This is a genomic window from Acidovorax sp. CCYZU-2555, from assembly GCF_018413525.1.
Classification (GTDB): Bacteria; Pseudomonadota; Gammaproteobacteria; order Burkholderiales; family Burkholderiaceae_C; genus Comamonas.
Genome location: NZ_JAHCDD010000021.1, coordinates 60,580 through 72,500, shown reverse-complemented (window position 1 = coordinate 72,500; position 11,921 = coordinate 60,580). Strand labels below are relative to the sequence as shown.

Genomic DNA, 11,921 nt, shown 5'->3' with positions numbered 1-11,921 from the left:
GACGAAAGACGTGATAGCCTGCGATAAGCTTCGGGGAGCTGGCAAATAAGCTTTGATCCGGAGATTTCTGAATGGGGAAACCCACCCGCAAGGGTATCGCATGATGAATACATAGTCATGCGAAGCGAACCGAGTGAACTGAAACATCTAAGTAGCTCGAGGAAAAGACATCAACCGAGATTCCGAAAGTAGTGGCGAGCGAAATCGGAACAGCCTTCTAGTGATATCTCGACTGTTAGCAAAGTGGCATGGAAAGGCCAACCATAGTGGGTGATAGTCCCGTATGCGAAAACAGACGAGTGGTACTAAGCTAGAGAAAAGTAGGGCGGGGCACGAGAAACCTTGTCTGAATATGGGGGGACCATCCTCCAAGGCTAAATACTCGTAATCGACCGATAGTGAACCAGTACCGTGAGGGAAAGGCGAAAAGAACCCCGGGAGGGGAGTGAAATAGATCCTGAAACCGTATGCTTACAAAAAGTAGGAGCCCGCAAGGGTGACTGCGTACCTTTTGTATAATGGGTCAGCGACTTACATTCAGTGGCAAGGTTAACCGAATAGGGAAGCCGTAGAGAAATCGAGTCCGAATAGGGCGAATCAGTCGCTGGGTGTAGACCCGAAACCAAGTGATCTATCCATGGCCAGGATGAAGGTGCCGTAACAGGTACTGGAGGTCCGAACCGACTAATGTTGCAAAATTAGCGGATGAGCTGTGGATAGGGGTGAAAGGCTAAACAAACTTGGAAATAGCTGGTTCTCTCCGAAAACTATTTAGGTAGTGCCTCAAGTATTACCTGCGGGGGTAGAGCACTGTTTAGGCTAGGGGGTCATGGCGACTTACCAAACCTATGCAAACTCCGAATACCGCAGAGTACAGCTTGGGAGACAGAGCACCGGGTGCTAACGTCCGGACTCAAGAGGGAAACAACCCAGACCGCCAGCTAAGGTCCCTAAAATTGGCTAAGTGGGAAACGAAGTGGGAAGGCTAAAACAGTCAGGATGTTGGCTTAGAAGCAGCCATCATTTAAAGAAAGCGTAATAGCTCACTGATCGAGTCGTCCTGCGCGGAAGATGTAACGGGGCTAAGCCAGTTACCGAAGCTGCGGATGTGCAATTTATTGCACGTGGTAGGAGAGCGTTCTGTAAGCCTGTGAAGGTGTCTGGTGACGGATGCTGGAGGTATCAGAAGTGCGAATGCTGACATGAGTAGCGTTAAAGGGGGTGAAAAGCCCCCTCGCCGTAAGCGCAAGGTTTTCTACGCAACGTTCATCGGCGTAGAGTGAGTCGGCCCCTAAGGCGAGGCAGAGATGCGTAGCTGATGGGAAACAGGTCAATATTCCTGTACCGATGTGTAGTGCGATGTGGGGACGGAGAAGGTTAGCTCAGCCAACTGTTGGATATGTTGGTTCAAGCCTGTAGTCGTGCCCGGTAGGCAAATCCGCCGGGCTTAGATGAGGGGTGATAACGAGTCTGCTTGCAGACGAAGTGAGTGATACCCAGCTTCCAGGAAAAGCCACTAAGCTTCAGCTACACACGACCGTACCGCAAACCGACACTGGTGCGCGAGATGAGTATTCTAAGGCGCTTGAGAGAACTCTGGAGAAGGAACTCGGCAAATTGATACCGTAACTTCGGGAGAAGGTATGCCGCAAGTAGGTGATCCTGTACAAGGGGAGCCCAAAGCGGTTGCAAAAAATCGGTGGCTGCGACTGTTTAATAAAAACACAGCACTCTGCAAACACGAAAGTGGACGTATAGGGTGTGACGCCTGCCCGGTGCTGGAAGATTAAATGATGGGGTGCAAGCTCTTGATTGAAGTCCCAGTAAACGGCGGCCGTAACTATAACGGTCCTAAGGTAGCGAAATTCCTTGTCGGGTAAGTTCCGACCTGCACGAATGGCGTAACGATGGCCACACTGTCTCCTCCAGAGACTCAGCGAAGTTGAAATGTTTGTGATGATGCAATCTCCCCGCGGAAAGACGGAAAGACCCCATGAACCTTTACTGTAGCTTTGTATTGGACTTTGAACAGATCTGTGTAGGATAGGTGGGAGGCTTTGAAGTGAGGACGCTAGTTCTCATGGAGCCAACGTTGAAATACCACCCTGGTGTGTTTGAGGTTCTAACCTTGGTCCATTATCTGGATCGGGGACAGTGCATGGTAGGCAGTTTGACTGGGGCGGTCTCCTCCCAAAGCGTAACGGAGGAGTTCGAAGGTACGCTAGTTACGGTCGGACATCGTGACGATAGTGCAATGGCATAAGCGTGCTTAACTGCGAGACTGACAAGTCGAGCAGATGCGAAAGCAGGACATAGTGATCCGGTGGTTCTGTATGGAAGGGCCATCGCTCAACGGATAAAAGGTACTCTGGGGATAACAGGCTGATACCGCCCAAGAGTTCATATCGACGGCGGTGTTTGGCACCTCGATGTCGGCTCATCTCATCCTGGGGCTGTAGTCGGTCCCAAGGGTATGGCTGTTCGCCATTTAAAGAGGTACGTGAGCTGGGTTTAAAACGTCGTGAGACAGTTTGGTCCCTATCTTCCGTGGGCGCTGCAGATTTGAGGAAGCCTGCTCCTAGTACGAGAGGACCGGAGTGGACACACCTCTGGTGTATCGGTTGTCACGCCAGTGGCATTGCCGAGTAGCTAAGTGTGGAAGAGATAACCGCTGAAAGCATCTAAGCGGGAAACTCGTTTCAAGATGAGATCTGCCGGGGCCTTGAGCCCCCTGAAGAGTCGTTCGAGACCAGGACGTTGATAGGTTGGGTGTGGAAGCGCAGCAATGCGTTAAGCTAACCAATACTAATTGCTCGTGAGGCTTGACCCTATAACTTTGATCCCAATGCGGACCAAAGACTAGTTATGCCAAGTCGCAATCAAATATAATCTGATTTCAGTCTCTATGAATTCGCCGAAGCGCTCGACAAACTGAGCGCCGAAGCAAAAAGTTATGCCTGATGACCATAGCAAGTTGGCACCACTCCTTCCCATCTCGAACAGGACAGTGAAACGACTTTGCGCCGATGATAGTGCGGGTTCCCGTGTGAAAGTAGGTCATTGTCAGGCTCTTACAGCAAGCAAACCCCCAGCGCCCCAAAGGCCTGGGGGTTTTGTTTTTTCTGGAAAATAAAACATCCTCTGAGTTGGTCGCTGTTTCCGCTCGTTGGGGATACTGTTCATTTATTGGTGTATTTCTCCATGCAACTGCAAGACATTCTTTATTCGCAAGGGTTTGGAACCCGTCGTGTATGTGCCGGCCTGGTGCAACAGGGCTGGGTGGAAATCTATTCCCGTGATGACGCGTCGGCCGCGCCCGAAAAGTGCACCGACTCGACCGCCGACTTCGATCCCGAAGGCCTGCGTTTTCGCGTCCAGGGAGTCGACTGGGAATACCACGCCAAGGGCTATATCGTGCTGCACAAGCCGGCGGGCACCGAATGCTCGCAAAAGCCGTCGACCTATCCCAGCATCTACACGCTGCTGCCGCCACCGCTGCGCCAGCGCCCGTGCAAGAGCGCGATCCAGGGCCTGCAGGCCGTGGGCCGGCTGGACCAGGATACGACGGGCATGCTGCTGCTCAGCGATGACGGCCAGTTCATCCACCGTATGAGCTCGCCCAAGAAACATGTGCCCAAGGTCTACCGCGTGACCGCCAAGCATCCGGTGACGCAGGAAATGGTGGATCAGCTGCTTGCGGGGGTGGTGCTCGATGACGACCCCAAGCCGGTCAAGGCCGCGGCCTGCGTGTTGGTCGACAGCCATGTGCTGGATCTGACGCTGACCGAAGGCAAGTACCACCAGGTCAAGCGCATGCTGGCCGCCGTGGGCAACCGCGTCGAAGGCCTGCACCGTGCACGCATGGGCAGCCTGGACCTTCCTGCGGAACTGGCACCCGGTCAGTGGCGTTGGTTGACGGCAGAGGATATGGAGAAGCTCAAGGGCTGAGCTTGCGCTTGTCGGCCTTTCGACAAGCTTTCAGGCATTGGAACAAAGAGCGGCAGATAGCTGCTCTTTGGATACCCGCCCTGCGACGGGCTCAGGGCGAGCGGTGATTGCGCTCAGCGCGATGAGGTCCTGATGGGCTGGGGCAGGAACTGTATTCCGGTGCGCTTTACCAGTTCCTCGTAGCTGATGGGCTTGGAGACGCGTTCGGCGTCGTCGTTGGCCTGCCAGTGGGCCCAGGACCTGTGGGTCGTGGCGTCGTAGACCAGCTTGTAGAGGTGGCTGGGAACGCGCACCTGGCCGTCGCCTATGGTGTCGCTGTCGGCTTTGAACACCGGACCCGTGAAAACGTAGACGTCACCCTGGGCGCGTTGGGCGTAGCTGCGCGTGTCTTTCTCTATGCGCGCCCAGGGGCCGCCATTTTGCTTGATGGACTGGGGCACCATGTTGGCCAGCGAAAAGCTCTGCGCCATGGCCTGGGCCGTGGGCATGTCGCCCGCGGGGGCCATATGGCCGCGCGAGTAGCCCGAGCGCTTGTAATCATTGAGTTCCGCGCGCTCGGCGCGCGGCAGGCGGGCGTCGGCGAAGAACTTGTTGGTGCGTTTCTCGTCGGCGTCGTCGATGGCCGCGCGATTCAGGCGCTGCACCACATAGACCGGCGTCTTGCTTTCGCCGTTGTGCAGCACGGCGAAGGCTTCGTAGCACAGCGCGCGCAACTTGCCGACATGGGGTGCCGCCGCCGGGGCCGGCACATGTCCTTCGACGAAGAACGCCGGGCAATCGGCGAAGGCCTTGGCGGGCAGCGGGGTGAGGGAGGGGAAGGGCTTGGCGGAGACGGTTGCCGCCGTTGCAGCAAAGGCTGCTGCAACTGTGACGCGCCAGGCAAGGCGCGCCATGGAATGACCAAAATTCACTGCGTTCATCGGGCCGGAGGCCGCTATCCAGAAGATGCAAGAAAGCCGTGCGACAGTATGTCGAACGGCGCGAAGCCAGGCTGCATCGAAGCGGCCGGCGGAGCTTGAGGATGCATCAAAAAAGTGAGCGCAAAAGTGAGTTTGGCCGGAGATTTGTGTTGGCTTGTGTGCGCCTATGACCCCGCCTCGGCGGCGCAGGGCTGGCAACCGTAGAATGCGAGCCTCTCGGGCGCCAGGGTGCGCCTCGCCGCGAAAGGCCTGTGCCTGTTTCGCGATCCGAATGTTTTATGAATTCGGAGTTTCGGGTGGCGTGGGCGCCGGCCTTGCGGCCCGCGGGCGTTGCCGTTGGCTCCGTGCGCTGCGATGAATTCCACTGTTTCCCCTTCTTCCTGGGCCATGCAATGCACGGCCTTCGACACACCGCGCGCCGACGCGCTGCGCGTGCAGTCCGATGTGCTCGTGGTGGTGTCCGCCGCAGGGCGGATCGAGGCGGTGATCGCCCGCGATGATCCGCGCTGGGCCACGCAGCGCGAACACCATGCGGCCGCGGGCCAACTGCGTGAACTGCCGGCGGGCAGTTATCTGCTGCCGGGCCTGATCGACGTGCATGTGCATGCGCCGCAATGGCCGCAGATGGGCAAGGCGCTCGATGTACCGCTCGAAGACTGGCTGCAGCAGAACACGTTTCCGCTCGAAGCGCGCTATGGCGACGCAGCGTTTGCCGAAAGCGTCTATCGGCCTTTGGTGCGGCAGTTGCTGGCCAACGGCACGACCACGGCGATGTACTTCGGCACGCTGCATGACAGCGGCAACCGCGTGCTGGCCGAACAGTGCCTGAACCAGGGCCAGCGGGGTCTGGTGGGGCGCGTGGCCATGGATGAGCCCAGCCAATGCCCGTCGTTCTACCGCGATGCGAGTGCGCAGGCGGCGATCGACGGCACCGAAGCTTTCATCGAGACCCTGGCGCGCATGCCGGGCAATGCGAACGGCCTGGTGCTGCCGGTGATCACGCCGCGCTTCATTCCCAGCTGCACCGACGCGTTGCTTGAAGGCCTGGGCGCGCTCGCGCAGCGCACGGGCGTGCATGTGCAGACCCATTGTTCGGAAAGCGACTGGGCCCACCAGCATGTGCTGGAGCGCACAGGAATGACCGACGCCCATGCGCTGCACCGCTTCGGCCTGCTGACACGCCGCACGGTGGTCGCGCATGCCAACTTCCTCACACCTGCCGACGTGGCGCTGATGGCCGATGTGGGCGCGTCGGTGGCCCACTGCCCGCTGTCGAACTTCTACTTTGCGAACAGCGTGTTTCCCGCGCGCGCGGGACATGCGCAGCGCATGGGAATGGGCCTGGGCAGCGATATTTCAGGCGGCTACAGCCCCTCGATGTTCGATGCCTGCCGGCATGCGATCACGGCGTCGTATGCGCTCGATGAAGGCGTTGACCCGGATCTGCCGGCTGCGCAGCGCGGGCGCCACAACGCGCGCATAGACCATGTGTTCGCGCTGTGGCTGGCGACGGCTGCGGGCGGCGCGGCGCTCGATTTGCCCATAGGCCGGATCGAGGCCGGTCAGCTGTTCGATGCCATCGTCGTCGACTGCGCTGCGCCCGACTCCAACATCTGCCTCTGGCCCGGCAGCGACAGCCCTGCCGATGTGCTGCAGAAGATCATCTACAACGCCACGCGCGCCAATGTGGCCCAGACCTGGGTGCAAGGTGCCTTGGTGCATCGCCGCGGCGCGGTTTGAACCCCTTTCACTTTCCTTGCTGACTGCAGCACCCAATGACCGAACCTACTGCTTATGAAGGGCGCCTGATCGCCCAGCCCGATGACCGCGTCACCGTTCTCAAGGCCTTGCTGCTCGGCGTGCAGCATGTGATGGCCATGGATGTGTATGTGGTGCCGTTCATCATTGCGTCGGCCCTGGCGCTGTCGCAGGCCGATTCCGCTTCGCTGATCCAGTCGACGTTTCTCGCAGCCGGCATCGCGACCATCATCCAGACCGCGTGGTGCATGCGCATGCCCGTGGCGCAAGGCCCGTCATACATTCCGCTGGGTGCGATCATTGCCGTGGCCCTGGCGGGGGGCGCGGGCCTGAGCGGCATGGGTGCGGTGTATGGCGCGCTGATTCCCGGCGCGCTGCTGGTGATAGCGCTGGGCGCGCTGGGCTGGTTCCACCGGCTGATTCGCTGGCTGGTGCCGCCCATCGTCGGCGGCTCCATCATTCTGGTCGTGGGGCTGTCGCTGCTGCCGATTGCGCTGACGGCGAATGTGTTCGCCGTGCATGGCAATTCGACCATCAATCTGAACATCGCGCTGGCCGCGCTGTCGGCTGCGCTGCTGGTGGTGGCGATGATGATAGGCCTGCGTTTCAACAACCGTGCGGGCACCTGGGTGCGGCTGCTGTCGGTGGTGATCGCGCTGGTGGGCGGCACGATTGCGGCCTCGTTCGTCGGGCAGTTCTCGTTCGATGCGGTGTCTGCCGCGCCCTGGCTGATGCTGCCCAAGATGGCGTTTGTCGATTACGAGCTGCAGTTCTCGCTGCCGGCGATTCTGACGTTCGTGCTGATCTACATGGTGGTGATGGCCGAGACCACGGGCACCTGGTTCGCGGTGTCGGCGGTGATCAACCAGCCCATCACCGACAAGCAGCTGGACCGCGGTGCGATAGGCGAAGGCATTGGCTGCGGCGTGGCCGCGCTGATCGGTGCCACGCCGGTCACGGGCTACTCGACCAATGCGGGCGTGATTTCGATCACCGGCGTCGCCAGCCGCATGGTGTTCGTCGCGATTGGCGTGGTGCTGGCGGTGCTGGGTTTCGTCGGCAAGTTCTCGGCCTTGATCGCGGCGATTCCCGCGCCCGTGATAGGCGGGGTGTTTGCCGTAGTCTGCATCACGATCTCGATGGCCGGAATTCGCATCCTGCGCCATGTGCACCTCGATGAGCGCGCGATGCTGGTGGTGGGCATTCCGATGATCTGCGCGTTTTTCGCGACGCTCGCACCCAAGCCCTGGCTGCAGTCGCTGCCCGACATGCTGCAGTATCTGCTGGGCTCGGCCGTGACCGTGGGGGCCATGGCGGCGATGGTGATGAATTTGATCTTGCCCAAGGTGGCGGGTGCGAAGGACAGCCAGCAGGCTTGAAGGCGGGCCTTTCGTTTTTAGACGCGGCCGGCCAGGCGGGCTAGGGACGCAGGACGCGCCTCAGTCGATGGACGCGCTCCAGCGATTGTTCCATTCGCCGCCGCGCGCGCGGTCTATGTCGCGGCGGTCGCGTTTGGTGGGGCGGCCGTCGGTGAGGGTGTCGGCGGGCTCGGGCGCGAGCCGGCGCTGTTCGGCCAGGCGCTCGCGTTCGGCCAGGCTGTCGGGGGTTTCTTCATAGAGGCCCTGGGCCACGGTGGCCGGGCCGCGCCCTGGCATCAGCCCGCGCACGACCACCGTGCGGACAATGGGCCCCTGGCGCAACACCAGGGTGTCGCCCGGGCGCAAGTCGCGCGAAGCCTTGGCGTTCTGGCCGTTGACCGTGACCCGGCCCTTGCCGATTTCTTCCACGGCCAGGCTGCGCGTCTTGTAGAAACGCGCGCACCAAAGCCACTTGTCCAGACGCATGGTTTGCAGTTCGCTCATGGGTGAAATTGTGCCTGTTCAGGGGCGTGGTGCGCTAGTCCCCATGCGCGTATCGTGGGAGAGGGTGTCGCTGCGACGCAGCGTGACCACGGCGTCGAGGCCGGCAGGAATGCCGCCCGGCGTTGCGCTGCGGTTGCGCAGCTGCAACTGCCCGCCCAGCGCCTGCACGATTTCATGGCAGATGGCCAGGCCCAGGCCGGAGCCGGCCTGCAGGTCGCCCGCCGAAAACGGCTGGAACAGGCGCTGGGCCAGCTCATCGCTGATGCCCGGTCCGCTGTCGCTGATGCACAGCCGGGCTGCGCAGTGGCCGTTGGGCGCGGGCTGCAGCGTCAGCTGCACGCGCAGCCAGCCCGATGCGGGCGAGTAATGCACGGCGTTGTGCAGCAGATTGCGCGTGAGTTCGCGCAGCATCCAGGCATGGGCATCGACATCGACGGGCTGCGGGGCCTGCAGCTCGAAGTCGAGGTTTTTTTCGGCCATCAGGGGCGACAGATCGAGTGCGATCTCGCGCACGATATCGTCCCAGGCGCGGGGCGGTGCGGGCGTGTCCTGCTGGCGCAACTGCTCGACCTTGGCCAGCGACAGCATCTGGTTGGCGAGCTGGGTCGCGCGCTCCACCGTGGCGCCGATTTCGGCAAACGCCTGGGCCGCGGGCACATCGCCGCGCTGCGCCGACTGCACCTGGATCTTGAGCACGGCCAGCGGCGTGCGCAGCTGATGGGAGGCGTCGCGCACAAAGCGCTTCTGGTGGGCCAGCAGCAGGCGCAGGCGCTGCATGACCTGGTTGGTCGCCTGCACCAGCGGCTGCAGTTCGCGCGCGGCCGTGGGCGCATGCAAGGGGCTCAGGTCGCCTTGCGTGCGCGCCTGCAAGGCCGCGCTGAGTGCGCGCACCGGCTGGGTGGCGCGCTGCACCACCAGCACGACGATGAGAGCGATCACGGCCACCAGCAGCGCCTGGCTGGCCAGCGTGCGCCAGAGAATGGGCCAGGCCTGGGCTTCGCGCAGCTCCAGCGTCTCGGCGACCTGGATCACGGCCATGCCGCGGCCTTCGGCGCTGGCCACGGGCTGCAGCAGCACGGCCATGCGCACGGGCACGCCGCGGAACTGGGCGTCGTAGAAATCGACCAGCGCCGCGTAGGGCGGGCGCTGCGGAATCTGGCCGCGCCACATCGGCAGCTCGGCAAAGCCCGAGACCATTTCGCCGTTGATCGTCGAGACGCGGTAGAACATGCGGCTCTGGTTGTCGGCCTCGAAAATCTCCAGCGCGGAGTAGGGCACGAGCGCGCGCAACTCGGCCTCGTCGTCGTAGCCGAACACGCCCAGCTGTTCGCTGATGCTCTTGGCCGAGGCCAGCAGCGTGCGGTCATAGGCGGTGTTGAGCGCGGTCAGCGTCTGCTGGTGCAGGCTCCAGGTGTTGAAGCCTATGAGCAGCAGCACCGGCAGCAGAATGCCGACCAGCAGTTGCCGGCGCAGCGACCACGCGGGGCGAAGCGGCGCACGCGCGCTGGCCATGGTTTTCAGTCTTCGGCCTTGAGCAGATAGCCCAGGCCGCGCAGCGTCATCAGCGTCACGCCCGTGCCCGCGAGTTTCTTGCGCAGGCGGTAGACGACGACTTCGACAGCTTCGTATTGCACTTCGGTCTCCCCGGGAAACACCAGCGCGAACAGCCGCTCCTTGGCCACCGCATGGCCGGGCCGGGCGATCAGCGCCTGGATCAGCGCGCGCTCGCGCGGCGTCAGATCAAGCGGCTCTCCCCAGGCGTACAGCGCGCCGCTTTGCTTCTCGTAGCGCAGCGCGCCCAGCACCGATTCTTCCTGGGCCGGCGGGCTGGCCAGGCCGGTGCTGCGGCGCAGCAGCGCGCGCAGCCGGGCTTCGAGTTCGTCGAGGTCGAAAGGTTTGGTGAGATAGTCGTCGGCGCCGGCGTTCAGGCCCAGCACGCGGTCACCGACGGTGTCGCGCGCCGTGAGTATCAGCACCGGCGTGCGCAGGCCCTGCTGGCGCGCGGCGTCGAGCACCTGCAGGCCGTCGAGGCCGGGCAGGCTCAGGTCGAGCACGACGGCGTCGGGCAGGCCGGTGAGCCATTCGTTCAGTGCGCTCGGGCCGTCGGCCGCGGTGCGCACCTGCATGCCGCGGCGCGCAAGCGTGCGCTGCAGCGTTTCACGCATCGCGGGATCATCTTCAACAAGCAACAGGCGCATGGGGCCGCAGATTATCACCTGGCGGCGGCCGCCACCTTTGCGGGGCATTGGGCTGCGCAGGTTTAGGGGATTACACCTAGGACTGCGTACAGCCTTTTGACAGGTGCCTGTCGCATGATTGCGCGGCACGACTTCGATAAAACCTAAGGAGACAACCATGCGCCGAGACACCTTCCTTCACTCCCTGGCCGCCCTGGCCGTTGGCGGTGCGCTGCCCCTGAGCGCCCAGGCTTCGCAAGCCATCAAGATGATGCTGCCGGCCAACCCGGGCGGCGGCTGGGACAGCACGGGCCGGGCGCTGGGCAAGGCCTTGCAGGACGCGGGCGTGGCCTCCTCGGTCACTTATGACAACAAGGGCGGCGCCGCCGGCGCGATCGGCCTGGCGCAGTTCGTCAATGGCAGCAAGGGCGATCCGAACGCGATGATGGTGATGGGCGCGGTGATGTTGGGCGGCATCATCACGGGCAAGCCACCCGTGAACCTGACCCAGGCCACGCCGCTGGCGCGCCTGACCAGCGAATACAACGTGTTCGTGCTGCCCACCAACTCGCCTTACAAGACCATGGCCGATGTCGTGGCCCAGCTCAAGAAGGACCCGGGCAGCATCAAGTGGGGCGGCGGTTCGCGTGGATCGACCGAGCACATCGCTGCGGCGATGATTGCGCGCGCCGTGGGCGTGGACCCCGCCAAGATCAACTACGTTGCCTTCCGTGGCGGCGGTGAAGCCATCTCGGCCATCCTGGGCGGCAACGTCACCGTGGGCGGCAGCGGCTTCAGCGAGTTCGCCGAATACATCGCCACCGGCAAGATGAAGCCCATCGCGGTGACATCGGCCCAGCGCCTCGCGGGCTCCAATGTGCCCACGCTCAAGGAGCAGGGCATCGACGTGGAAATCGGCAACTGGCGCGGTGTCTACGGCGCTCCCGGCATCAGCCGCGAGCAGCGCGATGCGCTGATCGCTTCGCTCGACAAGGCTGTCAAGAGCAAGTCGTGGGCCGAAGCGATGAAGAAGAACGACTGGACATCGGCCTGGCTGGCCGGCGATGCGTTCGCCAACTTCGTCGACAACGAGTTCGCGAGCCTGCGCGCGACCATGGTCAAGTCCGGCATGGTGTAAGGCCGCAAGCCTGGTGGCCGGGGCATGCCCGGGCCAGGCCAGTGCCGGCGCAGCGCGCCGGTTTTTTCCATCGTGCCGAGTTGCGAAGTCCGTGGTCTGAGGCCAGGGGGTTTGTGCG

8 protein-coding genes and 2 rRNA genes (1 of these 10 running past the window's edge) are annotated in these 11,921 nt (G+C 62.2%); 6 read left to right on the top strand and 4 right to left on the bottom strand.

The window, feature by feature from the left end:
- From KHY18_RS09915 to KHY18_RS09905, 3 genes are all read left to right on the top strand, one after another.
- Window positions 1–2,830 (top strand): 23S ribosomal RNA (locus KHY18_RS09915) (it extends 47 nt beyond the left edge of the window).
- Between the two features lie 126 nt (window positions 2,831–2,956).
- Window positions 2,957–3,069 (top strand): 5S ribosomal RNA (gene rrf / locus KHY18_RS09910).
- A 132-nt stretch (window positions 3,070–3,201) separates the two neighbouring features.
- Entirely contained in the window at window positions 3,202–3,948 is a 747-nt protein-coding gene (locus KHY18_RS09905) for a 16S rRNA pseudouridine(516) synthase (RefSeq protein ID WP_213298734.1), read from the top strand.
- Between the two features lie 113 nt (window positions 3,949–4,061).
- On the opposite strand, the gene KHY18_RS09900 is transcribed toward KHY18_RS09905, so the two are convergent.
- Window positions 4,062–4,841 (bottom strand): DNA/RNA non-specific endonuclease, encoded by a 780-nt coding sequence (locus KHY18_RS09900; RefSeq protein WP_213298731.1) that lies wholly within the window; start codon window positions 4,839–4,841, stop codon window positions 4,062–4,064.
- 381 nt (window positions 4,842–5,222) lie between these two features.
- Between KHY18_RS09900 and guaD the strand changes: the two genes are divergently transcribed.
- A complete protein-coding gene (guaD, locus tag KHY18_RS09895) occupies window positions 5,223–6,608 on the top strand; it encodes a guanine deaminase (protein ID WP_213298728.1) in 1,386 nt (461 codons plus the stop codon).
- A 35-nt stretch (window positions 6,609–6,643) separates the two neighbouring features.
- On the top strand, window positions 6,644–8,005 hold the full coding sequence (locus KHY18_RS09890) for a uracil-xanthine permease family protein (protein WP_213298725.1): 1,362 nt from the start codon (window positions 6,644–6,646) through the stop codon (window positions 8,003–8,005).
- Window positions 8,006–8,065: 60 nt separating this feature from the next.
- Here the strand turns inward: KHY18_RS09890 and KHY18_RS09885 are convergent, their stop codons facing one another.
- Genes KHY18_RS09885 through KHY18_RS09875 form a run of 3 tightly spaced genes read right to left on the bottom strand, consistent with a single transcriptional unit; the run spans window position 8,066 to window position 10,686 of the window.
- On the bottom strand, window positions 8,066–8,488 hold the full coding sequence (locus KHY18_RS09885; RefSeq protein WP_213298722.1) for an RNA-binding S4 domain-containing protein: 423 nt from the start codon (window positions 8,486–8,488) through the stop codon (window positions 8,066–8,068).
- A gap of 18 nt (window positions 8,489–8,506) precedes the next feature.
- Window positions 8,507–10,000 (bottom strand): sensor histidine kinase, encoded by a 1,494-nt coding sequence (locus tag KHY18_RS09880; RefSeq protein WP_213298719.1) that lies wholly within the window; start codon window positions 9,998–10,000, stop codon window positions 8,507–8,509.
- A gap of 5 nt (window positions 10,001–10,005) precedes the next feature.
- A complete protein-coding gene (locus KHY18_RS09875; protein WP_213298716.1) occupies window positions 10,006–10,686 on the bottom strand; it encodes a response regulator transcription factor in 681 nt (226 codons plus the stop codon).
- A 157-nt stretch (window positions 10,687–10,843) separates the two neighbouring features.
- On the opposite strand from KHY18_RS09875, the gene KHY18_RS09870 reads away from it, so the two are divergent.
- Complete coding sequence (locus KHY18_RS09870; RefSeq protein ID WP_213298713.1) at window positions 10,844–11,803, top strand: Bug family tripartite tricarboxylate transporter substrate binding protein; 960 nt, start codon at window positions 10,844–10,846, stop codon at window positions 11,801–11,803.
- Window positions 11,804–11,921: the final 118 nt, after the last annotated feature.